The 25,482-nt window shown below is 68.0% G+C and carries 25 protein-coding genes; 22 read left to right on the top strand and 3 right to left on the bottom strand.

The genetic code is table 11. The annotated features are described in order from the left end of the window. The first annotated feature begins 9 nt into the window (after positions 1-9). The 3 genes from C1O66_RS12525 (at position 10) to C1O66_RS12515 (ending at position 4,556) form a co-directional block, all read left to right on the top strand. Positions 10-2,487, top strand: coding sequence for a GH92 family glycosyl hydrolase (locus tag C1O66_RS12525; RefSeq protein ID WP_102768183.1), 2,478 nt, complete (start codon positions 10-12; stop codon positions 2,485-2,487). 88 nt (positions 2,488-2,575) lie between these two features. After that, positions 2,576-3,832 (top strand): sugar MFS transporter, encoded by a 1,257-nt coding sequence (locus tag C1O66_RS12520; protein ID WP_102768182.1) that lies wholly within the window; start codon positions 2,576-2,578, stop codon positions 3,830-3,832. A gap of 325 nt (positions 3,833-4,157) precedes the next feature. Further along, positions 4,158-4,556 (top strand): hypothetical protein, encoded by a 399-nt coding sequence (locus C1O66_RS12515; protein WP_133155198.1) that lies wholly within the window; start codon positions 4,158-4,160, stop codon positions 4,554-4,556. A gap of 15 nt (positions 4,557-4,571) precedes the next feature. Here the strand turns inward: C1O66_RS12515 and C1O66_RS12510 are convergent, their stop codons facing one another. Next, complete coding sequence (locus C1O66_RS12510; RefSeq protein ID WP_102768180.1) at positions 4,572-5,483, bottom strand: LysR family transcriptional regulator; 912 nt, start codon at positions 5,481-5,483, stop codon at positions 4,572-4,574. Between the two features lie 193 nt (positions 5,484-5,676). Here C1O66_RS12510 and C1O66_RS12505 point away from each other — a divergent pair, with 193 nt between their 5' ends. Both C1O66_RS12505 and C1O66_RS12500 read left to right on the top strand, forming a co-directional pair. Next, positions 5,677-6,570 carry an MBL fold metallo-hydrolase gene (locus C1O66_RS12505; protein ID WP_394341038.1) on the top strand — a complete coding sequence of 298 codons (894 nt, stop codon included), beginning with the start codon at positions 5,677-5,679 and terminating at the stop codon, positions 6,568-6,570. Further along, positions 6,564-7,241, top strand: coding sequence for a DsbA family protein (locus C1O66_RS12500; RefSeq protein WP_102768178.1), 678 nt, complete (start codon positions 6,564-6,566; stop codon positions 7,239-7,241). Before C1O66_RS12505 ends, C1O66_RS12500 begins: the two co-directional genes overlap by 7 nt. A 38-nt stretch (positions 7,242-7,279) precedes the next feature. On the opposite strand, the gene C1O66_RS12495 is transcribed toward C1O66_RS12500, so the two are convergent. After that, complete coding sequence (locus C1O66_RS12495; protein WP_102768177.1) at positions 7,280-7,585, bottom strand: hypothetical protein; 306 nt, start codon at positions 7,583-7,585, stop codon at positions 7,280-7,282. 128 nt (positions 7,586-7,713) lie between these two features. Between C1O66_RS12495 and C1O66_RS24710 the strand changes: the two genes are divergently transcribed. The 17 genes from C1O66_RS24710 (at position 7,714) to C1O66_RS23695 (ending at position 24,689) form a co-directional block, all read left to right on the top strand. Then, entirely contained in the window at positions 7,714-7,995 is a 282-nt protein-coding gene (locus tag C1O66_RS24710; protein ID WP_394341026.1) for a DUF2256 domain-containing protein, read from the top strand. 36 nt (positions 7,996-8,031) lie between these two features. Beyond that, entirely contained in the window at positions 8,032-8,397 is a 366-nt protein-coding gene (locus C1O66_RS12485; protein ID WP_102768176.1) for a hypothetical protein, read from the top strand. Positions 8,398-8,422: 25 nt separating this feature from the next. Beyond that, the gene (locus C1O66_RS12480; RefSeq protein ID WP_102769625.1) at positions 8,423-9,355 is read left to right on the top strand and encodes a class I SAM-dependent methyltransferase; all 933 of its coding nucleotides are present in this window, start codon (positions 8,423-8,425) and stop codon (positions 9,353-9,355) included. Positions 9,356-9,563: 208 nt separating this feature from the next. Further along, positions 9,564-10,685 carry a GGDEF domain-containing protein gene (locus C1O66_RS12475; RefSeq protein ID WP_102768175.1) on the top strand — a complete coding sequence of 374 codons (1,122 nt, stop codon included), beginning with the start codon at positions 9,564-9,566 and terminating at the stop codon, positions 10,683-10,685. Between the two features lie 234 nt (positions 10,686-10,919). Further along, the gene (locus tag C1O66_RS12470) at positions 10,920-11,846 is read left to right on the top strand and encodes an ABC transporter substrate-binding protein (protein ID WP_165794588.1); all 927 of its coding nucleotides are present in this window, start codon (positions 10,920-10,922) and stop codon (positions 11,844-11,846) included. Between the two features lie 17 nt (positions 11,847-11,863). Beyond that, positions 11,864-15,814 (top strand): response regulator, encoded by a 3,951-nt coding sequence (locus tag C1O66_RS12465; RefSeq protein ID WP_165794587.1) that lies wholly within the window; start codon positions 11,864-11,866, stop codon positions 15,812-15,814. 44 nt (positions 15,815-15,858) lie between these two features. Next, complete coding sequence (locus tag C1O66_RS12460) at positions 15,859-16,977, top strand: response regulator (RefSeq protein ID WP_271008218.1); 1,119 nt, start codon at positions 15,859-15,861, stop codon at positions 16,975-16,977. Between the two features lie 40 nt (positions 16,978-17,017). Continuing rightward, positions 17,018-17,431 (top strand): hypothetical protein, encoded by a 414-nt coding sequence (locus C1O66_RS12455; protein ID WP_102768172.1) that lies wholly within the window; start codon positions 17,018-17,020, stop codon positions 17,429-17,431. Positions 17,432-17,537: 106 nt separating this feature from the next. Further along, entirely contained in the window at positions 17,538-17,876 is a 339-nt protein-coding gene (locus C1O66_RS12450; protein ID WP_102768171.1) for a hypothetical protein, read from the top strand. Further along, positions 17,873-19,282 (top strand): TolC family protein, encoded by a 1,410-nt coding sequence (locus tag C1O66_RS12445; protein WP_102768170.1) that lies wholly within the window; start codon positions 17,873-17,875, stop codon positions 19,280-19,282. The genes C1O66_RS12450 and C1O66_RS12445 overlap by 4 nt, the downstream gene beginning before the upstream one ends. 46 nt (positions 19,283-19,328) lie before the next feature. After that, positions 19,329-20,783 (top strand): multicopper oxidase family protein, encoded by a 1,455-nt coding sequence (locus C1O66_RS12440; RefSeq protein ID WP_102768169.1) that lies wholly within the window; start codon positions 19,329-19,331, stop codon positions 20,781-20,783. Between the two features lie 51 nt (positions 20,784-20,834). Next, a complete protein-coding gene (locus C1O66_RS12435; RefSeq protein WP_243392782.1) occupies positions 20,835-21,197 on the top strand; it encodes a copper-binding protein in 363 nt (120 codons plus the stop codon). Between the two features lie 246 nt (positions 21,198-21,443). Further along, positions 21,444-21,956, top strand: coding sequence for a hypothetical protein (locus C1O66_RS23700; RefSeq protein WP_133155197.1), 513 nt, complete (start codon positions 21,444-21,446; stop codon positions 21,954-21,956). Positions 21,957-22,071: 115 nt separating this feature from the next. Next, entirely contained in the window at positions 22,072-23,052 is a 981-nt protein-coding gene (locus C1O66_RS12425) for a hypothetical protein (RefSeq protein ID WP_108724346.1), read from the top strand. 72 nt (positions 23,053-23,124) lie between these two features. Continuing rightward, positions 23,125-23,265 carry a hypothetical protein gene (locus C1O66_RS23915; RefSeq protein WP_165794586.1) on the top strand — a complete coding sequence of 47 codons (141 nt, stop codon included), beginning with the start codon at positions 23,125-23,127 and terminating at the stop codon, positions 23,263-23,265. A 121-nt stretch (positions 23,266-23,386) separates the two neighbouring features. Then, entirely contained in the window at positions 23,387-23,593 is a 207-nt protein-coding gene (locus C1O66_RS12420; RefSeq protein WP_102768167.1) for a hypothetical protein, read from the top strand. A 94-nt stretch (positions 23,594-23,687) separates the two neighbouring features. Further along, the gene (locus tag C1O66_RS23695) at positions 23,688-24,689 is read left to right on the top strand and encodes a hypothetical protein (protein WP_133155196.1); all 1,002 of its coding nucleotides are present in this window, start codon (positions 23,688-23,690) and stop codon (positions 24,687-24,689) included. Here the strand turns inward: C1O66_RS23695 and C1O66_RS12410 are convergent. Next, a complete protein-coding gene (locus C1O66_RS12410; protein ID WP_102768165.1) occupies positions 24,592-25,458 on the bottom strand; it encodes a helix-turn-helix transcriptional regulator in 867 nt (288 codons plus the stop codon). The two genes, C1O66_RS23695 and C1O66_RS12410, sit on opposite strands and share 98 nt — an antisense overlap. Positions 25,459-25,482: the final 24 nt, after the last annotated feature.

Genomic DNA, 25,482 nt, shown 5'->3' with positions numbered 1-25,482 from the left:
CGCAAACAGATGGCCACCTTCCACCCCCTCAGAACCCGCGGCCTTGCGACGCTGGGCTTGCTGGCCGGTTTCTACCTGCTGCCAGCGACCGTGCCGCAGGCCGAGGCGGCCCCGCTCAGCGCGGGCAGCATGCCGGTCAACACCTTCATCGGCACCCAGGACGACGGCAACACCTTCCCCGGTGCATCCGCGCCCTTCGGCATGATCCAGGTCAGCCCGACCGGCGAGCATTACGCCGGCTGGCGCTACAACGACACCCGCATCCGCGGCTTCGGCCATTCCTATCTGTCCGGCGCGGGCTGCTGGGAGCAGGGCGGCCAGCTCTCGGTGCTGCCGGTCACGGGGCGCATCGCCCCGGGCGGTGATTTCGACACGGCCAAGGTCGGCAGCTTTGACCACAAGCGCTACGCGGCCGAGTACACACATGCGGGCGAAGTGGGCCAGGCCGGTTACTACAAGGTGCAGCTGACCAGCTACGGCGGCATCACCGCCGAAGCCACGGCCCTGACCCGCGCGGCGGCCGAGCGCTACCGCTTTGCCGCGGGCGCGCCCACCGGCCATGTGCTGGTCAATCTGGGCCAGGCCAACGAGAAGCACTCGGTGGTCGGCAGCGAGCTGCGCGTGGGGGACGACCAGCGCAGCATCGAAGGCAAGATCACGACCAAGAGTTTTTGCGGCGGCGCTCAGTACACCACCTGGTTCCGCATGGTTTTCGACCGACCTTTTGTGGCCCATGGCATCTGGGACGGCGCCGGCGCCTGGCCCGGCGCCAAGGGGCCCAGCCACCAAGGCGAAGCGCGGCCGCACGGCGCCTGGCTGAGCTTTGATCTGCAAGGCGGCAAGTCGGCGGTGACGGCGGTCAGCGCCATCTCGCATGTCGATGCCGAAGGCGCCCGCATCAATCTGCGCGCCGAAGGCCTGGCCCCGGGCGGCGAACCGCTGAGCTTCGACGCCATGCGCGCCAAGGCCGAGGCCAACTGGCAGCGTGAGCTGAGCAGTGTGCGCATCGAAGGCGGCAGCGTGGACGACCGCACCGTGTTCTACACCGCGCTCTACCACTCGCTCTTGCAGCCCCTGACCGGCAGCGATGCCGACGGGCGCTACCGCGGCTATGACGATGCGATCCACACCGCCAAGCATCAAGGCAAGGAGTGGACTTACTACGAGTTCTTCTCGCTCTGGGACACCTACCGCACGCAGAACCAGCTCCTGGCCCTGTTGCGCCCGGAGCGCGCGCGCGACATCGCCTACTCGGTGCTGAAGATCCGTGAGCAGGGCGGCTGGCTGCCGCGCTGGGGCTATGCCAATTTCGAGACCAACATCATGACGGGCGACCCGGTGACGCCTTTCCTGGTGGACCTGTGGCGCCTCGGTGCGCTCAAGGGCCGCGAGCGCGAGGCTTACGCTGCCCTGCGCGAGAACGCCTTTGGCGTGCCGCCGCACCGCATCCGCGCACAGGGGCGGGCGGGCAACCCCAGCTATCTGAAGCAGGGCTTCGTCCAGTACGACCGCGGCTTTGTCTCCAAGGGCATGGATGTGGACCCGCACCACGGCGCCTCGTCGACGCTGGAATACGCGCTGGCCGACGGCGCCCTGGCCGAGATGGCCCAGGCCCTGGGCCACAAGCAGGATGCCCAGGTGCTGGCCCAGCGCGCCCTGAACTGGCGCCGCATCTGGGACGAGCGCGTGCTGGATACGCCCACCGGCCAGCGCGGCTTTCCGCGCCCGCGCCGTGCGGACGGCAGCTGGTTCACCGAGCTGAACGGCGGCTATGACCCGCGCTCCGAGCGCGGCTTCCACGAGGGCACGGCCTGGCAGTACCAATGGCTGGTGCCGCAGGACATCCCCGGTCTGGTGTCGGCCATGGGCGGCCCGGCGGGGGCGGCGCAGCGTCTGGACCACTTCTTTGACTACGAGGCCCTGCTCGCCGACCCGGCGGCCGCGGTGCGCAAGTCCTGGGTGGTGGGGCCGTACAGCTATTACAGCCAGTTCCGCTACAACCCGAACAACGAGCCCGATCTGCATGCGCCCTGGGTCTACACCCTGATCGGCCAGCCCTGGAAGACGGCCACCGTGCTGCGCGCCGCCGAGACCTTGTTCGGCAATGCGCCCAACGGGGTGACCGGCAATGACGATCTGGGCACCATGTCGGCCTGGTATCTGTTCAGCGCCCTGGGGCTTTACCCCGACATGCCGGGCAGCGGCCGCTTCCTGCTGCATGCGCCGCGCTTCGCCCGTGCGGAGATCGACCTTGGCAGCAGCGGCCGCAGCCTGCGCATCGAAGCGCCGGAGGCGAAACCGGGCGAGCGCCGCTTTGTCGAGGCCGTCACATGGGCGGGTGGCGCACACCATCCGGTATGGCTCTCATGGGAAGCCCTGCAGTCGGGTGCTACCCTGAGCTTCAAGCTGAGCCCGCAGCCCGACCCACAAGGTTGGGGCACGCGCGCCCGCGATTTGCCGAAAGCGCCAGCAGGGCTCAAGCCCTGAGCCCCAGCTCCGAGCCTGGCGCTCGGAGCCCGCAGCGATCCACACCACAAGCCACACCCGACAAGACCCACAACAGGAGACAGATTCAATGGCAAACATGGCACACCACACCGCGCCTCAGGCGGCGGACATCCAGGGAGGCAGCGGCGCCGAGCCCGGGCAGCACACCAGCGCCTTGGTCATCGTCACCCTGCTGTTTTTCATGTGGGGCCTGATCACCTCGCTCAACGACGTGCTCATCCCCCACCTCAAGGCCATCTACACCTTGAGCTATGTGCAGGCCATGCTGGTGCAGTTCTGCTTCTTCGGCGCCTACTTCATCGTCTCGCTGCCAGCAGGTGCGCTGATCCGCCGCATCGGTTACCAAAAGGGCGCGGTCGCCGGCCTTTTGATCGCGGCCTGCGGCTGCGCGCTGTTCTACCCGGCGGCGTCCAGCGGTTACGGCCTGTTCCTGTTTGCCTTCTTCGTGCTGGCCTCGGGCATCACCGTGCTGCAGGTGGCGGCCAACCCCTACGTCACCGTGCTCGGCCCGGCCCGCACGGCGTCCAGCCGCCTGACCTTGACGCAGGCCTTCAACTCGCTCGGCACCACCATCGGCCCAGCGGTCGGCGGTCTGCTGATCCTGTCGGCCGTGGGCACGGCGGCCGATGCGGCCACGGTGCGCGGCCCCTACCTGGGTCTGGCAGCGGCCCTGGCCTTGCTGGCCGTGCTGTTCTGGGCCGCCAAGCTGCCGCAGATCAGCGACAGCGAAACCGTCAGCACCGGCGCGGAAGACAAGGCTTCGGCCTGGTCGCACCGCCACTTGGTGCTGGGTGCCATCGGCATCTTTCTGTACGTGGGCGCCGAGGTCAGCATCGGCAGCTTCCTGGTCAACTTCCTCGGTGAATCGCACATCGCCGGCCTCTCGCATGGCGACGCTGCGCATTACGTCAGCGTCTACTGGGGCGGCGCCATGATCGGCCGTTTCATCGGCTTTGCGGTGATGCGCACGGTCAGCCCGGGCAAGACCCTGGCTTTCAACTCGCTGGCGGCCATCGCCCTGGTGTTGGCGGCCGTGTTCGGCAAGGGCAGTGTGGCCATGTGGGCCATCCTGGCCGTGGGCCTGTGCAACTCCATCATGTTCCCCACCATCTTCAGCATGGCGCTGAACGGCCTGGGCAAGCACACCGGCCAGGGCTCGGGCATCCTCTGCATGGCCATCGTCGGCGGTGCCCTGGTGCCGTTTGCGCAGGGCGCCATGGCCGATGCCATGGGCGTGCAGACCTCCTTCCTGCTGCCCGCCGCCTGCTACGCCTTCATCCTCTACTTCGGCGCCAAGTACGCGTCCATGTACGCGGCCAAGTGAAGCGTACGCACTGAGCCGGCCGGGGCGAGTGAACATCGCCCCGAGCTGGAGCAAAAAAGAAGAGGCCGCCGCGCGGGGCACCGCGTCGGCGGCTTTCTTTTTTGCGCGGCGTGACTGCATGACTTTCGACCCACCAGGCGCGGCACGGACGACCTTGGTGGCCTGACCGACTGTCCCCGAGATTTGCCGCTTGACCCGCGGATTTGCGAGCTCTGTCTCGTGCCGGCTGACGCGCCCCGGCGGTCTGCGTAACTTGATGCTCCCCCGGTGCGCTGCCTGGCTGTCGTTCGGCCGCGCGGGGGGGCGTCGTCCAGGAGTACGCATCATGTTGTTGAAGTTACCCACCCTCCGTGCCGCTCTCGGCGCGCTCATGCTCTCTGCAGTCAGCTTGTGCGGGGCGCCCAGCGCCCGAGCCTCGGCACTGACGCCCGAGCAGGCGGCGCAGAGCGGCCGCCCGTCGGTCTGCCCGGCAGTGCAGGAGCAGCTGGCTGAGCTGCTGGCCAGCAGCCAGCAACGCATCGGCCGCGAGGCGGATTTGAGCGCCGAGTTTGAAGTCGATGCCCAGGGCCGCGCGCGTGCGCTCTCGGTCCAGGGACCTCGGCGTTATCACAGCCCCGTGCGCATCGCTGTTTCCAGCCTCGATTGCAAGGGCGGTCGACCGCAGCGCTATGCCCTGAATCTGCGCTTTTCGGACAGCTTCAGCGCCAAAGCCGACAAGCGCTGAACCCGGCGCAGCGCTTCACCAGGGCACGGCCTCGAAGCGCGCCACCAGAAAGTCCAGCAAGGCCCGCAGCGCCGGCGAGAGGTGGCGGCGCGAGGGGTAGAGCGCGTAAATGCCCATCTCGGGGGGCGACCAGTCCGGCAGCACCTCGCGCAGCCGGCCGCTGGCCAGGTGCGGGTTGGCCAGATAGCGCGGCTGCAAGGCCAGGCCGCCGCCGGCCAGGGCGGCCTGCAGCAGCGAGGTGGCTTCGTTGGCGCTGAAATGGCTGCGTAGCGTCACGGCGCTGCGTTCCTCGCCGCGGCTGAGCAGCCAGGTGCTGCGGCCGAAATTGGCGTAGCTCAGGCACAGGTGGCGCTCCAGATCGGCGGGCTGCTGCGGTTCGCCCTGGCGGGCCAGGTAGTCGGGCGAGGCCACCAGCACCGAGGCGCAGGGCGCCAGGCGCCGGCCGATCAGGGCCGGGTCGGGCTCGGCGCTGATGCGGATGGCCAGGTCGATGCGCGCCTCGACCAGATTGAGTGCGCCCTCGCTGGCATTGAGATCGATCTTGAGCAGGGGGTGCAGACGCAGAAAGTCCACCACCGCCGCCGCCAGCTGGGCGTAGGCAAAAGACATGCTGCAGGTCAGGCGCAGCTGGCCGCGCAGCTGGCCGCCGCGGCCGTCCGGCCCGTCGCCGAGGCCGCTGGTTTCCTCTTCCACATCCTGCTGCAGGGCCAGCATCTGCTGGCTGCGGCGCAGGCAGTGTTCGCCCGCATCGGTCAGGGTCAGGCTGCGCGTGGTGCGCTGCAGCAGGCGCGCTTCCAGCCACTCTTCCAGCGCCGCCACATGGCGGGTGACCATGGCGCGCGACATCTCCAGCCGCTCGGCTGCGGCGCTGAAGCTGCCGGTGTTCACCACCTCCACAAACACCTGCATGGCGCGCAGTCGATCCATGATTTGCTCGAAACGTGAAACAGTGATGTGAAGTTTATGTGGTTTATCTGATCGTTTTGCGAAATTAAAGTTCGTTTCATCGCGTAGAGGCCCGGGCCCAACCCGGTCCTCGCCGCTTTCGCTGAACCTCAGAACCCCGCGGCCCCGGCCGCCACCGATTGGAGAACCCACCATGAACTTCCGCAGCACCGTTTTGGCCACCGCCACCGCCCTGAGCCTGGGCGCCACCGCTTCGCTGGCCCAGGCCGCCGATGTCAGCCCGGCCAGCACCCCGGCCTCCGCCCCGGCTCTGAGCCTCAAGGTCTACAACGCCGACAGCCGCAGCTTCAACGTCAACTCGACCCTGATCTACGGCGAGAAAGAGGCCATGGTCATCGACGCCGGCTTCACCCGCGCCGACGCCCTGCGCATTGCCGCCCAGGTGCTGGACAGCGGCCGCAGCCTGCGCACCATCTACGTCAGCCAGGCCGACCCGGACTACTACTTCGGCGTCGAGACCCTGAAGCAGATCTTTCCGCAGGCCGAGGTGCTGAGCACGCCCGCCGTGCTGGCCAAGCTGGCGCCCAAGATGGCCGGCAAGCTGGCGTTCTGGGGCCCCAAGATGGGCGCCAATGCGCCGAGCCAACCGGTGCTGCCGCGTGCTATCGAGGGCAACACCTTGACCTTGGACGGCCAGTCCATCGAGATCCGCGGCACACAAGGCCTGCTGGCGCACCGCCCCTACGCCTGGATCCCATCCATCAAGGCCATCGTTGGCAATATCGCCGTGGTCGGCCAGATGCATGTCTGGACGGCCGACACCCAAAGCGCCGCTGAGCGCGCCGCCTGGGTGGCCCAGCTGGACGAGATGGCCGCCCTGAAGCCGGCCCAGGTGGTGCCCGGTCATATGTCGGCCGGCACCCCGCTGGATGCCAGCGCCATCCGCTTCACCAAGGACTATCTGCTCAGCTTCGAGAAGAACCTGGCCGCCCACACCCAGAGCGCCGATCTGATCGCGGCCATGAAGAAGGCTTACCCCAACCTCAGCGAGGGCGCGCTGTCCCTGGACATCGGCGCCAAGGTCAACACCGGTGAAATGAAATGGTGAGCCGCGGCGCAGCCTCGGGCCTGAGCCTGCGCTATCTGTTCGACCCCCTGTGCGGCTGGTGCTACGGCGCCGCGCCCTTGATCGATCGCCTGGCGGTGCATTTGCAGGGCGTGCCGGGCACCGGCCTGAGCCTGGCGCCCACGGGCTTGTTCAGCGGCAGCGGGGCGCGCCGCATGGACGCCGGCTTTGCCGACTACGCCTGGGCCAACGATGTGCGCATCGCGCAGCTCACCGGCCAGCGCTTCAGCGAGCGCTACCGCCGCGAGGTGCTGGGCCAGATCGGCGCCAGCTTCGATGCCGGCCCGGCCTACCTGGCCCTGAGCGCCGTGGCCCTGACGGCGCCCGAGCGCGAGCTGGAGGCCCTGCGCCACATCCAGCAGGCCCGCTATATCGAAGGCCTGGACATCACGGCGCGGCCGCCCCTGGTCGAACTGCTGCAGGCACACGGTCTGCATGCCGCGGCCGAGCGGCTGCAGGCGGCCGATGCCGATCTGTTGGCGCTGGAGGCGCAGCGCCGCGAGCAGAGCCAAGCCTTGATGCGCGATCTGGGCTTGCACGGCGTGCCGGCCCTGGTGTGCGAAACGCCGGCGGGCCGTCGCGTGATCCGCGGCCAGGCGCTGTACGGTGAGTTCTCGGAGCTGCTGGCCGAGCTGGGGCTGGCTCAGGCCTGACGGACTTGCGCCGGGGAACGGGGTCAGGGAAAACGGGGTCAGTGCCAGCCGCGCGCCAGCTGCCCGAGGCGCGGCCGGCGCGGCAGCTCGGAGCTGCGGTGCCGGTAGGGGTTGCGCTCGTGGGCGTGGCGCTGGCGCTCGCTGAGCCGGCTCAGGGCGACCCGCCCTTCCCAGCCGCATTGCCGGTCGCGGCAGCGGTAGCGCCAGGATGGCACCAGCCAGCTCCAGATCCGGTCCAGGGTGCGGCGGCTGACACGGTGCACGCCGCTGTTGCAGCAAGGGCAGCGCCAGGCTTCGTTTTCGCAGGGAGCGAACTGGGTGTCTGAGCTGAACGAGAGCTTCATGGGGCTGCTTTCATGGGCGGTGTGTCTGCGCGAGGGGAGGGCCGTGCCTGGGGCCATGCCCGTGCTGACGATGGAGGCCACGATAGTCCGCGCGGCTCATGCGGTCTGTGCGTTTCGTCACAGATGCCATGCGGCCTTTTCCCACGCGCCACCGGGCGTCACGACGCTTTGCCGCGGCTTTTGACCCCGGTCACAAGTCCGCTCTGGCTTTGGCGTATCGTGCCGGCATGAAGGAAAAGTCACGCAGCGAGGCGCCGGGCCCTTTTCGCGGCAATAAGGCCAGCCTGCCGTCCAAGCCCTGCCTGGCCTGCGGTCGGGCTATGAGCTGGCGCCGCAGCTGGGCCAAGAACTGGGCCGAGGTCAAGTACTGTTCCGAGCGCTGCCGACGCAGCCCCGCGAAATCGGGCTGAGTCACCCGGTCACCCCGAGCGAAAGGCGCATTCACCATGTCCCGCTTGTTCCAGAAGCTCCCAGGTTTTCACAAGGCCGCGCCGGGCCTGGAGCAGCGCATCTGGCGCCGCCTGCCGGCCCTGCTGTTCTGGGGCACGGCGCTACCGCTGCTGGCCCTGGGTGCTTTGTGGCTGGCCAGCTGGTCCTCGGTCGATGCGCCGGCCGGCCCGGCCGAGCGTGCGCTGGGCCTGTGGATGTACGGCCTGCTGGGCTGGCTGTTGCTGCACTGGAGCTTGTGGATTGCTGTGGCCACTGGATGCTTTGTGGTGCGGGTGATGAAGGGGCCGGCCTATGTGGCCGATGCCTACCCCTTGCCGGATGCCGCGGCCATGGCTTCGGTCGACGCGCCACCCAAGGACTGACGCCCGGGCGGCGAGAATGCCGCCCATGCAAGCGCTTCTCCACGCCATCGCCCAGATGGCTTCTCTGCCCAGCGAGGCCCAACGCCTCTTCCATGGCCGCGGCGGCCTGTTTCCCGGATGCGAGCAATGGTCGCTCGATGCCTTTCCGCCCGTCTTTGTGCTGACCAGCTTCGCGCCGGCCGGTGCGGACCAGCTGGCCGCCGTGCATGAGGCCCTGGCCCGACGCCTGGCCGAGATCGCGCCCGGGCAGGCGCTGAACTGGGTCTACCAATGCCGGGCAGAGGGCCAGCTGGAAACCCGGCTGATGGCCGGCCAGGTGCCCGAGCCCCATGTGGTCAGCGAAGGCGGCCTGCGCTACCTGGTCCATGTGCTCAAGGGCCAGAACCACGGCCTGTTTCTGGACATGGCCGAGGGCCGGCGCTGGTTGGCTGAGCAGGTGGCGGCACAGCCTCAGCCCGAGCGCCTCAAGGTGCTCAATCTGTTTGCCTACACCTGCGCCTTCTCGGTGGTGGCCCTGCGTGCCGGGGCCGGCCAGGTGATCAATGTGGACATGAGCGACGGTGCCCTGGCCACCGGCCGGCGCAACCATGTGCTCAACGGCCTCAGCAGCGGCGCCAGCTTTCTGGCCCACGACATCTTCAACTCCTGGGGCAAGATCGGCCGTGCCGGCCCGTATCCGCTGATCATCTTGGACCCGCCCAGCTACCAAAAAGGCAGCTTTGTCGCCACCAAGGACTACGCCCGCCTGATGCGCCGCCTGCCTGATCTGCTCACGCCTGGGGGCCAGGTCTTGCTCTGTCTGAACACGCCCAAGCTGGGCATGGCTTTTTTGCAGGATCAGATGGCCGAGCTGGCGCCGGACCTGCGCTTTCTGCGCCGGCTTGAGAATCCCCCCGCTTTTGCCGATATCTCGGGCGAGCGGGCGCTCAAGGTGCTGGTCTACCAGGCGCCGGCCTGACACCTGCCGCTGCTACCATCGCCGCGCCCATCCTGACCGAACCGGCCCGTCTCCCGGGTTCCTTGATCTTGCCAGCCTTGCTTTCCTGTCCGCGCCGGCTTCGGCCCGCGCTTCTTGTGGCCTCGCCCTGCGAGCCCCTGTGTTGTGTGGGCGCCTGCGCCCCAAGCCGCCTCGGGGGGCGTGGCGCGCTGGCGCCGTGCCTGACGGTATGAAGGGCAAAGACAGCCTGCAGGGCGAAACGCCCAGCCTGGCCGCGCGCCTGACTGCGATCAAGCGCACGTTTCTGGAGCGCCTGTGGGGCGGCCTGCTGGTGATCGCCGGCATCGGCATGCCGTTGTCGGTGATGCGCAGCCTGGGCACGGGTTGGTTGCCGGTCTACTGGCTGCACATCCTGCTCGGTGCCTGCGTGCTGGCCGTGTATTGCTGGCGCAAACGGCTGTCTGAAACCACCTTGTCGGGCCTGTTCATCGGCCTGTGCTGGGTGGTGGGGGTGTCGGGGGTGTTCAGCTTCGGCATTGCCGCATCCAGCATCTTCTGGCTGGTGCTGAGCTGCCTGATCGCCGGCATCGTTCACTCGGTGCGCATCACCTTGATGCTGGCTTTCAGCTTGGTGTTGGTGCTGTCGGTGGCGGGTGCCGGCCATGTCGGCGGCTGGTTGCAAGCGTCCATCAATCTGGAGCGCTACCAAACCCTGCCATCGGCCTGGCTGAGCTTGATCTTCGTCAGCCTGGTGTTCGTCTACTTCATCATCCGCGCGGTCGGGGCGCAGAACGCCGCCTTGCTCGACCTGCTGGGCGAGCTGGAGACGCAGCGCCAGGTGATCGAGCGCAGCGCCACGCACGACCAGCTGACCGGCCTGCCCTCGATGCGCCTGGTCGAAGACCGCATCGGCGTGGCCATGCACCAGGCCCGCCGCAGCGGCGGCAAACTGGCCGTGCTGTTCGTCGACCTGGATGGCTTCAAGGCCATCAACGACAACCACGGCCACCCGGTCGGCGACCAGGTGCTGCGCGAAGTGGCGCAGCGCATGCGTGGCTGCCTGCGGGCCCAGGACACGGTGGCGCGCATCGGCGGCGATGAGTTCCTGGTCATCCTGCCGGCCATGAGCGAGCTGGGCGCAGCGGCCAAGGTGGCGCAGAGCCTGATCGCGGCCGTCTCCCAGCCCTGCCCGATCGAAGGCCGGGTGCTGCAGGTGGGCGCCAGCGTGGGCATTGCCGGTTTCCCCGACGATGCCGACAGCGGCGCCGAGCTGCGCCGCAAGGCCGATGCCGCCATGTACCGCGCCAAACGGGAAGGCAAGGGGCGCTATCGGTTTTTCTCGCAAGGCTAGCCGCCGGTCTACACGGATTGCACACGACGTGAATCCTCGGCACCACAGCCCGGCTTTTCCTTGGGATTGGATCCTCGCCTGCTCGTATAGTTGAACGAGCCTCAGCCCAACTTGCTTGAGAGGATGCCCTGCATGCCCCTGCTCCGCGCCCTTGCGAATGGCTCCCGCTCCGCTGTGCCCCTTGTTCCGAAGGCGGAGCGGCGCCAGAGTCTGCGATGGGCCGGCGCTGCGGTGTTGGCTGGAAGCTTGGGCCTGCCTTTGAGCGCCTGCCGCGCGCCGCAGCCGCCGCTGCGGGTGGGCAGCATCGTCTTCCCAGGCTATGAGCTCTTGTTTCTGGCACGCGAGATGGGGCTGCTGGATGAGCACCTGCTGCGTCTGGTGGAGCTGCGCTCCAACACCGAAATCTTGCGCGCCCTGGCCACGGGTCAGTTGGAGGCCGCCGCACTGACCCTCGATGAGCTGCTCACGGCACGCGCCGATGGTGTCGATCTGCGTGTGGCTCTCGTGCTGGATCAGTCGGCCGGGGTTGATGTGCTCATGGTCCGGCCCGGCGTGGATCAGCTCAGCGCTTTGAAGGGTCTGCGCATCGGCGTGGAAGACAGCGCCACGGGGGCGGTGATGCTGGGCGCTGTACTGGATGCCGCGCGGCTGCGCATCGACCAGGTGCACAAGGTGAGCATGACGCTGGGCCGCAGTGTTGATGTGTACCTCAGCGGTGCGGTCGATGCGGTGATCAGTGCCGAACCCTGGGCCACGCGCCTGGAGCAGCAGGGGGCCTTGCGCCTGTTTGACAGCAGTGCCATTCCCGGGCGCATCATCGATGTCCTGGCAGCGAAGGGCGCTGTGTTTGAGCAGAACGGTCAGGCCTTGCGCCGCTTGATCGACGCGCATTTCGCGGCGCTGGCGTTTTTTCGCTCGGAATCGGCGCAGGCCTTTCCCCTGCTGGCGCCCCGGCTGCAGTTGCCTCCAGACCAGGTGCACAGTGCCTTTCGCGGCATGTTGTTTCCCGACTTGCTTGAGAACCGCCGACTACTCAGCGCGGGCGGCTTGGTGCAGCAGGCGGGGCGCGGTCTGATGACGGTGATGTTGCAGCAGGGCTTGCTGGCCAAACCACTCGACCTGCAGTCCTTGGTGGATCTGCGAGGCTTGCCGGCGTCATGACCCGGCTCAGCAGCTCTTTGCGTATCACGCTGCCGCTGGCGGTGCTGGCGGTCTTGGTGCTGGCGCTGGTGCTGGCCTTCGCCGACGCGGTCTCGCGCGGGCGCGAAGCCGCGCTGGAGCGGGCTCGGCAGGATGCCATCCAGCGGGCCGCGGCTTTGGCCCGTGCGGCTGAACAAGACTGGATCGATCGACCCGACCATGTGGCCTCCGATCTGTCGGTGGAGTCGGCAGAGCCGCGCATCGCGCAGTTGGCTCTGGTCGATGCCTCCGGCATGGTTCGCCTGGCTCATCGTCTGGCTTGGCAAGACCGGCCAGCCAGCCAAACCTTGCCCGGCTTTGACGTCGTTCGCTTTCAGCGCGTGGTGGACAGCCGTCGGCCTGATCTGGCGGTGTCGGCGGATGGTTTGCGGGTGTCGGTCATGCAGCCCTTTGCTTCGGGGCGTGACGCGAACCAGTTGCGCGATCTCGGCCGTGGCGTGATCTGGCTGGAGTATCAGCTCAGCCATGAGTACGCCCACATGAAGTACCAGGCCATGCGGCGCTTCTGGCCGCAGCTGGGCGTGTCGGTCGGCTTGATGCTGCTGTTGGCCTGGCTCTTGCACCGACGTGTGATTCAGCCTTTGGCGCGCCTGGAAGAGGCGGCATTGCAGTTTTCGGAGAGTGGTGACATCAAACAGCCAGTGCCGGAAGTTGGCTCGCGCGAGGTCATGCGTCTGGCTCAGAGTTTCAACACCATGACCGAGCGCATCCGCGAGGCGCGACAGGAACTGGAAGACGGTCGTGCTCGCCTTGCAGCCATCTTCAACACGGCCATGGATGCCATCATCACAGTGGACGCCGAGCATCGCATCACCTTGTGCAATGCGGCTGCTGCACGGCTGTTTCGCTGCGAGGAGCATGAGCTGATCGGTCTCGCGATTGATGAGCTCTTGCCAGAGCGGTTCCGTGCGGGCCACGGCGCGCAGATGGATGCCTTTGCCATCAGTGGCCAGAGTGCGCGAGCGATGGGTCGATTGACGGTGGTCTACGGCCGGCGATTCGATGGCCAGGAGTTCCCGGCGGACGCTTCGATCTCTCACATGAGCGTCAAGGGCGAGCGGCTGTTCACGGTCATCTTGCGTGATGTCACCGAGCGGCAGCGTGCCGAAGATGAGATTCGCGCGTTCAACACCGAGCTGGAAGGCCTGGTCGCGCAGCGCACGGCCCGGTTGCAAGAGACTGCAGCCGCGCTGGAGGCCGAGCAGAGCCGGCTGCGCCTGGCATCGCAAGAGCTGGAGGCTATTTTCGAAACCGCCTCGGTCGGCATCGTGCTGGTCAGCGAGCGCCGCATGCTTCGCTGCAACCGGCGTTTTGAGGAGGTCTTCGCATGGGAGCCGGGCGAACTGATCGGTCAGTCCACACGCGCGCTCTATGCCAGCGAGGACGATTTTGAACACAGTGGTCGCGAGGTCTATCAGGCCCTGGCCGCGGACAGCTTGCATCACTACGAGATACAGATGGTGCGCAAGGACGGGCAGCTGTTCTGGGCTCGCATCGCCGGCAAGCGCTTCAGTCTGGGTGATGGCCGTGAGGGCGTGCTGGCCATCTTCGAAGATGTCAGCGCCGAACATGCCAGTGCCGAGGCCCTGCGTCAGGCCAAGGAGCAAGCCGAGTTGGCCAACAGCGCCAAGAGCACTTTCCTGGCCAATATGAGCCACGAAATCCGCACGCCGATGAATGCCATCATCGGCATGACCCATCTGGTGCTCAAGACCGAGCTGGACAGCAAGCAGCGAGACTATCTGGGCAAGATCCAGTTGTCGTCCCATCACTTGCTGGGCATCCTCAATGACATCCTCGATTACTCCAAGATCGAGGCCAACAAGCTCAACCTGGAGCGCATCGAGTTCCAGCTCAGCGCGGTGCTCAGCAACTTTGCCAACCTGATCGCCGAGAAGGCGGCGAACAAGGGGCTGGAGCTGATCTTCGATGTCGCCCGCGACGTGCCCGATCAGCTGGTCGGCGACCCCTTGCGCCTGGGTCAGGTGCTGATCAATTACGGCAACAACGCCGTCAAGTTCACGGCGCGGGGCGAGGTGGCCGTGCAGGTGCGCAAGTTGCGCGAGAGCAGTGATGAGGTGTTGCTGAGGTTCGAGGTTCGCGACACCGGAATTGGCATGACCCCGGCGCAGATCGGAGGCTTGTTCCAGAGCTTCCAGCAGGCCGACAGTTCGATCAGTCGGCAGTTCGGAGGTACCGGTCTGGGCCTGGCCATCGTGCGCAAGCTGGTAGACATGATGGGCGGCGAGGTCGGCGTTGAGAGTGAACCCGGCCAGGGCTCAACTTTCTGGTTCACCACGGTGCTGGGCAAGGGCCAGCAAGCCTTGCCGCTGGAGGCCTCGCCCGTCGATCTGCAGGGGCGGCGCGTTCTGGTGGTGGATGACAACGACAGTGCCCGCACGGTGCTTCGAGAGGTCTTGGATGGTTTTGGTCTGCAGGTGGACGCCGTAGCCAGCGGTGGCGAGGCCTTGGCGGCAGTGGCGGCGGCCGAAGACCAGGCGCAGCCGTACGAAGTGGTCATGCTGGACTGGCAGATGCCCGGGCTCGATGGCCTGGAGACCGGGCGCCGCATGCGGGCCGAGCAGCGCGGCAGGGCGCCGCATCTGATGCTGGTCACCGGCTTTGGCCGCGAGGAGGTGTTGCAGCAGGCGCGCAAGGAGCGCTTCGATGCCGTGATCGTCAAGCCCATCAATGCATCGGTGCTGCTCGACAACCTGATGTTGCTGCTCAGTGGTGGCGAGCGCAAATCGGTCGAGCGCAGTGCGGGCTGGAGCGAAAGCCCGGCGGCAGCCCGCCTGGCTGAGCTGCGCGGCGCGCGGGTGCTGCTGGTGGATGACAACGAAATCAATCTTCAGATTGCTGCCGAGCTGTTGCGCGAGGCTGGCCTGGAGGTCGATTGCTGCGACGATGGTGAGCAGGCCTTGCAGGCGCTTCAAGCCCAGACCTATGCACTGGTGTTGATGGACATGAACATGCCGCGCCTGGATGGGCCCGAGGCCACGCGGGCGCTGCGCGCCATGCCAGGCCTGGCCGATCTGCCCGTGGTGGCGATGACGGCCAACGTCATGGCTGCGGACCGTCAGACCTGCCTCGACGCGGGCATGAATGATTTTCTGGCCAAGCCGGTCGAGCCGGATCTGCTGTACCAAATGGTGGCCCGCTGGATTCAGCCGGCCGGGCGCGGAACCGCCCAATTGCAGCCCCATGACGCGCTGCCGCAGCAGCGGCTGGCAGAGCCGGATCCGCTTGATCTGCAGGCCTTGCGCGCCGTGCATGGCTTGCAGGCCGCCTTGGGCTTGAGCCGCACGGGTCAGAAGCTGGCGCTGTACCAATCGCTGCTGGCGAAGTTTGTGCAAGGGCAGGGCAAGGCGCCGGCCGAGATCCGGCGGCAGCTGCAGGCCGCCGACGGCCAGGCGGCGCGCATGCTGGCCCACACCCTCAAGGGCGTGGCCGGCAACTTGGGCGCGGTCGACGTACAGCAGCGTGCCGAGCTGTTGGAGCATGCGCTGCGCCAACGCGAGGAGGTGGACCTGTCCCGTGACGTTGAGCTGCAAGCCCTGTTGCTCGCTCTGGAGAAGGGCATGGAGCAACTCCTGGAGGGTTTGCAGGCGGCCATGCCCAATCTGCGGGCGAGCGCCAGTGCGCCTGTGACGCAGAGCACCGACGGGCCGGGCCTGAGCCAAGGCCAGTTGCATGAGCTGCGGGCCCACGGCCCCGTGTTGCTGCAACAGTTGCAGGATGGTGACCCAGAGGCGCTGGCCTTGCTGGCCGAATACGACACTTTGTGGCAGGCGGCTCTAGGCGCTGGCTTCGAGGTTTTCGCGCGCGAATTGCGGCAGTTCAACTTCGATCGGGTGGCGCCCATCTTGCAAGCGCTGTTGCAGCGGTATGGCCTGCTTGGTGGCAGAGCGGGTGCCCCCGCTGCTTGAAGCAAGACTGCAGGTCGCAAGTCGGATCAGGAAGGGCTCTCAGCGTGATCAGCATTCCCACCCTCCCCAAAGCCACGATCCTGGTTGTGGACGACACGCCTGACAACCTGGAGCTGATGTTCGGTCTGCTCAAGGACGAGTACCGCGTGACCGTGGCCAACAGTGGCGAGCGCTGCCTGCATCTGACCCAGGGCGCGCAACTGCCAGATCTGATCCTGCTCGATGTGATGATGCCCGGTATGGACGGCTACGAGGTCTGCCGTCGCCTCAAGGCCGAACCACGTTCGGCCGCCATTCCGGTGATCTTCCTGACTGCCAAGACCGAGGTGGATGACGAGACCCAGGGCCTGTCGCTGGGCGCAGTGGACTACATCACCAAGCCCATCAGCCCGCCCATCGTCCGCGCTCGCATCCGCACGCACCTGGCGCTCAAGGCGGCCACTGATTTTTTACGCAACCAGAGCGACTATTTGGCCGCCGAGGTGTCGCGCCGCACCCAGGAGATCGAGGCTCTGCAGGACGTCGTGGTGCTGGCGATGGCCTCGCTCGGCGAAACGCGTGACAACGAAACCGGCAACCACCTTCGCCGCACCCAGCACTATGTGCAATGCCTGGCGCGGCAACTGCAGACCCACCCGCGCTTTACCGCGCTGTTGACGCCGGAGAACATCCATCTGCTGTTCAAGTCGGCACCCATGCACGACATCGGCAAGGTCGGCATTCCGGACCGCATCCTGCTCAAGCCGGGCAAGCTCGACGAGGCCGAGTTCGAGATCATGAAGACCCACACCACCCTGGGTTTCGAAGCGATCGCCCGGGCTGAACAGGGACTGGGCCATGAGGCACCGTTTCTGCGCTTCGCCAAGGAGATTGCGCTTTCGCATCAGGAGAAATGGGACGGCAGCGGCTATCCCCAGGGCCTGAGCGGCGAGGCCATTCCCACCTCGGCCCGGCTGATGGCCCTGGCCGATGTCTACGACGCCTTGATCAGCCGCCGCGTCTACAAGCCAGCCTTCAGCCACGAGACCGCACTGAGCATCATTGCCGAGGGCCGCGGCCGCCATTTCGACCCCGATGTGGTGGACGCCTTCATGGCGGTGCAGGAGGAATTCCGCCATATCGCTGCGCGTTATGCGGACCCGGCGGCCGAGGAGGTGGGCTGAGGCGCAGCCAAGGCCTCGCGGGCCGGCTTACACTGGGCGCATGAACACCGTTTTCTGGCGCACCGTTGTCGCCGCACTGCTGGCCCTGGCCTTGCCCTTGCAAGCGCTGGCGGGCCTGAGCCAGTGCGGCATGGCGGCCTTGCCCATGACGGTGGCGGTGGTCACGGAAGCCCCGTCCATGAAGGCCGCATCGGAGGCCGTGCCTCCCTGTCACGAGATGGCACCGGCCGAAGAGGCCGGGGTTCATGAGGGCGCCTCTGCGGACGCGAACTCAGGCTCGGACACCGGCTGCAGCGCCTGCGCGGCGTCCGCCTGCTGCCACGCGCCGGCCCTCTTGCCCAGCCTGCCCAGCTTGCGCCTGCCGGCCCCGGCCTCGGTGCCCGTGAGCGCGCCCGCGGCGGCACGTGAGCGCATGCTGACCGGCGGCCTCGACCGCCCGCCCCGGCTCGCCTGAATCTGTTTCGGCCGCTGCCGCCCGCCTGACGCTGTGCCTGGATGCCACGTCGAAGGCCCGGCAGCACTGTTCGTTTCGATTCGATTCACGCTGCGAGACCTGTCGCATGAAACCCTTTTTGTTTGCCCCGCTGGCCGGCTTGCTGCTGGCCGCGTTCTCGCCCGCACAGCCCGCCCTGGCTGCAGATCGTGCTGCAGATCGTGCTGCCGATCTGCTGGCGCCCTTGAACCCGCAGGCCGCCGTGCCGCCGGTGGTCTACCGCCCCGTGCTGCCGCCGGCGCGCGCGCTCGACGAGCCCAGCGCCGGTGACTGGCCCGCCCTCAACGAACAGGTGCGCCGCGTCGGCGGCTGGCGTGCCTATGCCCGGCAGGGCTTGCCGCCCGCGGCATCCGTGGCCCCGCCAGCAGCCGCCAGCGCCGCAGCTTCGTCGGGAGGCCGACCATGAGGCCCCCTCACTTCTCTCGTAGCCTGCTGCTGGCCGCGGCCGCCGCCCTGAGCGGCTGCGCAAGCCTGGATCCCGAGGCCGCCTACGCCCCTTTGCGCGAGCTGGCCCAGCAGCAGAGCGGCCAGCCCTTGCAGCTCACCCGCGCCGCGGCCGACCAGGCCCGTGTCGATGCCCAGGTCGAGACCTTGCTGGCCGCGCCGCTGACCATGGACGCTGCCGTGCAGCTCGCCTTGCTCAACAACCGCGGCCTGCAAGCCAGCTTGCAGGAGCTGGGCTTGGGCGAGGCCGAGCGCGCACAGGCCGGGCGCCTGGCCAATCCGGGCTTCAGCATCGCCCGCCTGCGCCGCGGCGATGAGCGTGAACGTGAGCTCGGCCTGGGCCTGAACCTGGGCCAGCTGCTGGCGCTGCCGCAGGTGCGCGAGATCGAGGCCCGGCGCTTGCGTGCCCTGCAGCAGCGCACCGGCCTGGCCCTGTTGGCGCTGGCGGCCGACACCCGGCGCGCCTGGGTGAGCGCGGTGGCGGCCGAGCAGGCCCTGCGCTACCAGCGCGATGTGCTGGAGGCTGCCGAGGCCGGCGCCGAGCTGGGCCGGCGCATGGTCGGTGCCGGCAACTGGAACCGCCTGCAGCTGGCGCGTGAGCAGGGCTTTGCCGCTGAGGCTGCTTTGGCCCTGGCCCGGGCCGAGCAGCAGCGCCTGCAGCAGCGCGAGCGCCTGGCCCGCTTGCTGGGCCTGTGGGGCGAGCCGCTGGCGCGCCTGCGTCTGCCCACGCAACTGCCCGATCTGCCGGATGGCTTGCCCGAACGGGCCGGGCTGGAGCAGCAGGCGCTGGCCCAGCGCCTCGATGTGCAGGCCGCGCGTGCCCAGACCGAGGCCACGGCGCGCAGCCTGGGCCTGAGCCGCATCAGCCACTTCATCAATGCGCTGGAATTGGGCGTCATGCGCAACAGCAGCAACGAAGCGCCGCTGCAAACCGGCACGGAGCTGCACTTCGAGATCCCGCTCTTCGACTGGGGTGAGGCCCGCCAGGCGCATGCCGAAGCGCTCTACTTGCAAAGCGTGCACCAGGCGGCGCAGACCGCCATCCAGGCCCGCTCCGAAGTGCGCGAAGCCGAGCTGCTCTGGCGCAGCAGCTACGACATCGCGCGCCACCACCGCGACGAGCTGCTGCCGATCGCGCGCCGCATCTCGGAGGAAAACCTGCTGCGCTACAACGGCATGTTCATCAGCGTCTTCGAGCTGCTGGCCGACGCGCGGGCGCAGATTGCGGCCGTCAATGCCGCGCTGGCGGCCCAGCGTGATTTCTGGCTGGCCCAGGCAGCCCTGGATCAGGCCTTGCTGGGTCCCAGCTCGGCCGTGGCCGTGGGCGAAAGCCCTGTGTCCAGCGGCCTCGCGCCTGCTGCGCACTGAGCCTGCCTCGTCCATCCTTACTGAAAATTCCAACGGAGTCCCGACCATGGTGTCTCGACGCGATTTGTTTGTCCGCAGCGCCGGTGCCCTGGGCGCGGCGGTCACGGCCACGGCGGTCAGCCGTGTGGCCATGGCCGCCTTGCCCGAGCCTGTGCTGCAAACCTCGGCCACGACGGCCCCGCCCTTGCTGCCGCCCAATGGCCGGCCTTATCAGCCGGTGCTCACCCTCAATGGCTGGACCTTGCCCTGGCGCATGAACCAGGGCGTGAAGGAGTTTCATCTGGTGGCCGAGCCGGTGCTGCGCGAGCTGGCGCCTGGCATGAAAGCGCACCTCTGGGGCTACAACGGCCAGTCGCCAGGCCCGACCATCGAGGTGGTGGAAGGCGACCGCGTGCGCATCTTCGTCACCAACCGCCTGCCCGAGCACACCAGCGTGCACTGGCATGGCCAGCGCCTGCCCAATGGCATGGACGGCGTCTCGGGCCTGACCCAACCGGCCATCCAGCCGGGCAAGACCTTTGTCTACGAGTTTGAGGCGCGCCGGCCCGGCACCTTCATGTACCACCCCCATGCCGACGAGATGACGCAGATGGCCATGGGCATGATGGGTTTGTGGATCACCCATCCGCGCGGCCGCCACCCGCAGATCGACACGGTGGACCGCGACTTCTGCTTTTTGCTCAATGCCTTCGACATCGAGCCCGGCGCTGCCACGCCGAGGCCCAGCACCATGCTGGACTTCAACCTCTGGTGCTGGAACAGCCGGGTCTTCCCCGGCATCGATTCGCTCCATGTGCGCCAGGGCGACCGGGTGCGCATCCGCGTCGGCAACCTGACCATGACCAACCATCCCATTCATTTGCATGGCCATGAGTTCAGCGTCACCGGCACCGATGGTGGCCCGGTGCCGCGCAGCGCGCGCTGGCCCGAGGTGACCACCGACATCGCCGTCGGCCAGATGCGCCAGATCGAGTTCCTGGCCGATGAGCCGGGTGATTGGGCTTTTCATTGCCACAAGAGCCACCACACCATGAATGCCATGGGCCATGGCCTGCCCAATCTGATCGGCGTGGACCACAGCGGCTTGGCGCAGAAGATCCGGCGCCTGGTGCCCGAGTACATGGTCATGGGCGAGCGCGGCATGGCCGATATGGCCGAGATGGAAATGCCCCTGCCCGACAACACCTTGCCCATGATGACGGGGCAGGGGCCGTTTGGCGGTGTCGAGATGGGCGGCATGTTCTCCATCCTCAAGGTGCGCAAGGACCAGAAGCCGGGCGACTACAGCGACCCCGGCTGGTACGCCCAGCCCAAGGGCAGTCGTGCTTTCGAGTGGAGCGGCGCGCCTCTGCCCACACCGGCCCGCTTTGCCGCCGAGGGCGGCCAGTCCATGCCGCGCCAGCAGGCGGCGCCCGCCGCGAGCAATGGCCCGACCGAGCTGCGCGCGCGCAAGCCCCAGGGCGGTGGCCACGGCGGGCACAGCGGGCACAGCGGGCATTGAGCCCGACACCGGCCAAAAGAACGCATCACAACCCTTATTTCGAGACGCCTCATGAAATTCAATCCCTCGCGCGCTGCGCGCCACGCCTTCCCGGCCGCAGCCTTGCTGGCCTTCTCCTTCACCGCCCCGGCGGCCCTGGCCATGGACCATGCGGCCCATGCACCGGCTGCCTCCGTCCCCGCGGCCCCGGCGCCCTGGACCCTGGGCGAGCTGCGCAAGATCGACGCCGCCGGCGGCAAGATCACGCTCAAGCATGAAGAGATCGCCCATCTCGACATGCCGCCCATGACCATGGGGTTTCGTCTGCGCTCGCCGAGCTTGCTGGAGGGCCGCAAGGTCGGCGAACGGGTGCGCTTTCGGGTCGAGATGCAGTCCGGCGGCCTGGTGGTGACGGCGCTGGAGCTGGCGCCCTGAGCCCGCCGAGCCTTGCGCGCGCGCGGGCGCAGATCGCTCAGCGTTTGAAAAAGCTGCGCATTTCTGCCTTCCGGCCCGCGCGCGACTGCGGCTAGAATGGGACTCGACGCGCTGGAAACAGGGTGTCACCGCCGATTTACCAACTACTTGCGGGCGGGCTAACAAATACGGCTAAAGCGTTGCGGCTCCGAGATGCCCCGGGCCGGCAACTGCCGGTGTCAGGGCTCTCGGAGTTTTTCATTCATCATGCAAGGTCTCGCTTCTTTCGACCGTTGGCTGACCCGCCGCGCCGCCGGCCACCTCAGCGCCGCGCGCACAACGCAGCCCAGCCTGCGCCATCTGGTGCCTGTCACCAGCCCCGCGCCTCAGCCCGCCACCCTTTCGTTCACCGCCCAGCCGGCGCCGGCCGCACAGCAACAGCAGCAGCACTTGCTCAGCCCCACGGGCGAGCACCTGGCCACGCTGCCGCGCGGCGCCAGCGCGGCGCAGGTCCTGCGTGCGGCCCTGGGCATCAAGGCCGGTGACTGGATTGGCGTGCTGGCCGATGAAGGCCGCAGCCGCGGCCTGCAACAAGCCTGGCGCCTGGCCCTGCTGCGCCAGCAGGGCGGGGCTGTGCAATGGCTGAGCGAGCCCCTGTGGGCCCGCCCGGGCCAGCGCCCGGCGCAGCTCCAGCAAGCGGCCCAGCGCCTGGCGCTGCAAGCGCTCTGGCAGCAAGGTTTTCGCCTGCGCGACGCGGCGTTTGCCCTCGACCTGCACTGATCCATCGGGGCGGCACAAGCCCCCAGCTTGAAGTCCGCCACAGGCTGGCTGGCGCGCTGTTGCCGGCCCACAATCGCCGGGCCGAGATGTCTCGGCCTTTGGAGATCGGGCCATCATGCGTGCATTTCGGAACGACAGCAGGACTTGGACGATGGCCCAGCGCGGCGCGCTCGTCGCCGCATTCACCGCCGCCCTTGCCGTGCCAGGCTGGACGCAAGCCGCCGTCGATTGCGGCATGTCGCCTGCGTTTGAGCAGAAGGACGGCAATGCCAAGGGCGGCCGCACCGCCGTCTGGGCCGATGCGCAGAACCAGGCGCTGATGTTCATCGACGGCCTCAACGTCAACACCGACGGCACCCGCCGCAGCTACAGCGTCAGCGATTTCTGGGGAGAGCGGGTGGCGCTCAACAACCTCTGCAATGCCATGAGCGACGCCTGCGCCGGCCTGGACAAGGCCGGCCTGCAAGCGCGCCGCGAGCTGGTGCAGCAGGCCGCGGCCCAGGGCTGGCCGGCCGAGATGTGGAAGCGCAGCAAGCTATCGGCCGACATCATCCCGCTCCGGAATGGCAAGCCCTGCCCCGAGGTCGATGGCTTTCTGGTCTCGGCCACGGCCTTGCGCAAGCCGGGTGTCAGCGATGCCTGTGACCTCACGGCTTACGCCGATGCATTGGTGACGCCGGCCCTGGTGCTGCCCAAGGGCCCGAAGCGCGGCCAGCCATCCGAGTTCGCGCAGCGCGGTGCCCGCATCGGCGATCTGGTGGTGGCGCTGCGGCGCGATGCCATGAGCCCGGTGTTTGCCGTGGTCGGTGATTCCGGTCCTTCGGACCAGCTGGGCGAGGGCTCGGTGGCGCTGAACGGCAAGCTGCTCGGCAAGACCGAGCCGCCGCTCAACTACCAGGAGCTGCGTGGCAAGGGCGCGTTCAAGGGCAAGGCCTGGACCGTGCCGCCCACCGTGGTGCTGATCTTCCCGGGCAGCCGCAATGCGGCCGATCCCTGGCTGACGCCCGAGCGCATCGATGCCGCGGCACGCGAGCGCTTCGAGGCCTGGGGCGGACTGGCGCGCGCCCAGGCCTGCGCAGCGGCCTACCCGCGCTGAGGGGCGTGCGGCGGGCGCAAGGGCAACGCTGTTCGGTGCTTGGGGGGCAGTCCGCGTGCCTGGAATGCCGGTATGCGTTCGCCTTCGGCTCTGGCCCGCTGCTTCTTCTCCTGGTTTCCCTGGATGGCTGCCCTGCTGAAGATGACGCGCTGCCCACCGAGCCCGTTCCTGCCGCCGGCCGCCATGGCCGAGCCAGCCAGCCAGCCTGGCTGAGACTGGCCCTGATCCTCATGAAAACGCCGGCCAGCGTCACCGTGATTGACTGCGAGGCCATCGAGATCCGCGGCGCCAGCAGTACCCAGGAGGTGCTCAAAACGTCTTCTTTGCCCGCCCGGTGGACCGTTGGATCGTCGAGCGCGTGGAGGCCACCGGCGGCCCGTCCAGTTTTCGGAATGGCTCGGGCGCCGTGGGCGGCATGCTCAACGGCATCACCAAGATGGCCGACCGCAGCGGTGACATCAGCCGCCTCTACCTGGCCCAGACCGCTGTCAGCCTGCAGCGCGATCTCAAGGCCCTGGGGCCGAGGGTCAGGTGCTTCTGAACGGGGCGTAGCCATGAAACGCTTCCTCTATCTGCTGCACCGCTGGGCCGGCATTGCGCTCTGCCTGGTGATGGCGCTGTGAATCCTGTCCGGCATGCTCATGCTCTCCGTCGGCTACCCCAAGCTGACGCCGGCCGAGCAGATGCAAGGTCTGCCGGCGCTGGACGGGCAGGCCTGCTGCGTGCCGGTGGCGCAGGCTTTGCAGGCCTCGGGCCTGGAGGACGCCAGCCAGTGGCGCCTGTGCAGTGCAGCGGGCCAGCCGCGCTACATCTTCAGCGATGCGCGCAGCGCTTGGCGCATTGCGAGCGTCAGTGCGGATCAGGCGCTCGCGGCTGCGCGCCACTTTGCGCAGGATGCGCCGGCCGAGCTGCTGGCGCGGGTGGAGGACGACGCCTGGACCCACTCCAAGGCAATGGACCCGCACCGCCCCCTCTACCGCGTGGCGGTGGCCGACGAGGCGCAGCGCTGGTTGTACGCCAGCGGCGCCACCGGCGAGGTGGTGCGTGACGCCAGCTTCACCGAGCGCAGCTGGGGCTGGCTGGGCGCCTGGCTGCATTGGCTCACCATCTTCTGTGGCGGGCGTGTGCGCTGGCGTTTCCGGGGCCGCTACAAGAGTGGCTCGCGCTCGCCCGATCGCAAGGGTTTCGCCCGCTGGCACCACATCCTGGGTCTGGGCGGCGGCGTGTTGGCCCTGACCAGGGTGCTCAGCGGCTTGTTCTCCATGAACCCCTCGAAGATGTTCGAGGCGCCTGGCGCGAAGCCCGACCGAGCCCCCTATGCCGGGGACCCGCTGCGGGCTGAAAAGGCGGGCGACGTCGGCGCGCTGCTGCGCCGCCAGCTTTGTGGTGGAACCGAACGGCAAGCGCCGGTTGTCCATGAGCGAAGAGCGCTGCGCGAGGCCGCGGCCCGCCTGCTGCCCCAGGCCCGCATCGTCGAGCAGGAGTGGCTGCAGCGCTACGACGCTTACGACTACAGCCTGGCCGGCCTGGGCCTGAGTCTCAGCGGTGTGGTGCTGGGCTGGCGACGGCTGCGCCGGCATGAGCCCGGGCGTAGCCGCCTGGCGTCTGGCCGATCAGGCGCCGAAATGCCGCGCTGAAATGCGCCTGGTCGAAGAAGCCCAGATCCTGCGCCAGCGCCGCCCAGGCGACCGGCTCGCCGGCCTGCACGCGGGCCACCGCCTCGTGCATGCGGTAGCGCTGGATCACCCATTTCGGCCCGACACCGACGTACTCTGAGAACAGGCGCTGCAGCGAGCGCAGGCTCATCTGCCAGCGAGCAGCCAGGGCCTCTACGCTGTGCAGGCTGAGATCCACGGCCACGCTGTCGACGATGCGGCCGGCCAGCAGCGCCTGCGCGTCGGGCGCGGGCAGGCGGGCCCGCAGAAAGTCCAGGACATGTGTGGCCGCGTCTTCCATCGCCTCCATCTCCAAGGCCGCATTCAGCGCTTGGGACTCAGGCCCGAACAGCTCCTGCAGTGGCCGCGAGCGATCACTCAAGGCCGATACCGGGCCGCCCAGCCAGGGGCGGAAGGCGCCGGGCCTGAACTTGATGCCCAAGGCCAACGAACGCCCCGCCAATTCACGCGACCAGCGCCGGCTGTGCACGCCCCAGACCGCCGCGGCACCGGGCTCCAGCACCAGATGAATATTGGGGTGGGGCAGGGTCTCTTGCAGCTGCGGCGGCAGACCTTCAAGTTTCCAGCGCACGCGCCAGACATGCTCGATCCAATCGGCCAGGTCTTCGGGCGGCGCCAGGCGCTGGTGTTCGAACTCGCCGACCGGTACGCGGTGCAGCACGCCGCGCGGCGGGGTGCGCAAGGTGGGCAGTGCCGCGTGTCGTGTTTTTCCAATCTTGTCTTGGGACATGGCGGGTTCAATGGCGGCCGGATG

It is taken from the genome of Paucibacter aquatile (assembly GCF_002885975.1).
Taxonomy (GTDB): Bacteria; Pseudomonadota; Gammaproteobacteria; order Burkholderiales; family Burkholderiaceae_C; genus Paucibacter_A; species Paucibacter_A aquatilis.
This window is presented reverse-complemented; position numbering and strand designations above follow the sequence as displayed.

Coding starts and splice junctions, on each gene's coding strand:
- C1O66_RS12445 (WP_102768170.1), top strand. CDS start 17,873: ATGAGGCCCCCTCACTTCTCTCGTAGCCTGCTGCTGGCCGCGGCCGCC.
- C1O66_RS12475 (WP_102768175.1), top strand. CDS start 9,564: ATGAAGGGCAAAGACAGCCTGCAGGGCGAAACGCCCAGCCTGGCCGCG.
- C1O66_RS12425 (WP_108724346.1), top strand. CDS start 22,072: ATGCGTGCATTTCGGAACGACAGCAGGACTTGGACGATGGCCCAGCGC.
- C1O66_RS23700 (WP_133155197.1), top strand. CDS start 21,444: ATGCAAGGTCTCGCTTCTTTCGACCGTTGGCTGACCCGCCGCGCCGCC.
- C1O66_RS12485 (WP_102768176.1), top strand. CDS start 8,032: ATGTCCCGCTTGTTCCAGAAGCTCCCAGGTTTTCACAAGGCCGCGCCG.
- C1O66_RS12515 (WP_133155198.1), top strand. CDS start 4,158: ATGTTGTTGAAGTTACCCACCCTCCGTGCCGCTCTCGGCGCGCTCATG.
- C1O66_RS12495 (WP_102768177.1), bottom strand. CDS start 7,585: ATGAAGCTCTCGTTCAGCTCAGACACCCAGTTCGCTCCCTGCGAAAAC.
- C1O66_RS12520 (WP_102768182.1), top strand. CDS start 2,576: ATGGCAAACATGGCACACCACACCGCGCCTCAGGCGGCGGACATCCAG.
- C1O66_RS12435 (WP_243392782.1), top strand. CDS start 20,835: ATGAAATTCAATCCCTCGCGCGCTGCGCGCCACGCCTTCCCGGCCGCA.
- C1O66_RS24710 (WP_394341026.1), top strand. CDS start 7,714: ATGCGGCCTTTTCCCACGCGCCACCGGGCGTCACGACGCTTTGCCGCG.
- C1O66_RS12525 (WP_102768183.1), top strand. CDS start 10: ATGGCCACCTTCCACCCCCTCAGAACCCGCGGCCTTGCGACGCTGGGC.
- C1O66_RS23915 (WP_165794586.1), top strand. CDS start 23,125: ATGCGTTCGCCTTCGGCTCTGGCCCGCTGCTTCTTCTCCTGGTTTCCC.
- C1O66_RS12510 (WP_102768180.1), bottom strand. CDS start 5,483: ATGGATCGACTGCGCGCCATGCAGGTGTTTGTGGAGGTGGTGAACACC.
- C1O66_RS23695 (WP_133155196.1), top strand. CDS start 23,688: ATGCTCATGCTCTCCGTCGGCTACCCCAAGCTGACGCCGGCCGAGCAG.
- C1O66_RS12500 (WP_102768178.1), top strand. CDS start 6,564: ATGGTGAGCCGCGGCGCAGCCTCGGGCCTGAGCCTGCGCTATCTGTTC.
- C1O66_RS12410 (WP_102768165.1), bottom strand. CDS start 25,458: ATGTCCCAAGACAAGATTGGAAAAACACGACACGCGGCACTGCCCACC.
- C1O66_RS12450 (WP_102768171.1), top strand. CDS start 17,538: ATGAAACCCTTTTTGTTTGCCCCGCTGGCCGGCTTGCTGCTGGCCGCG.
- C1O66_RS12440 (WP_102768169.1), top strand. CDS start 19,329: ATGGTGTCTCGACGCGATTTGTTTGTCCGCAGCGCCGGTGCCCTGGGC.
- C1O66_RS12455 (WP_102768172.1), top strand. CDS start 17,018: ATGAACACCGTTTTCTGGCGCACCGTTGTCGCCGCACTGCTGGCCCTG.
- C1O66_RS12480 (WP_102769625.1), top strand. CDS start 8,423: ATGCAAGCGCTTCTCCACGCCATCGCCCAGATGGCTTCTCTGCCCAGC.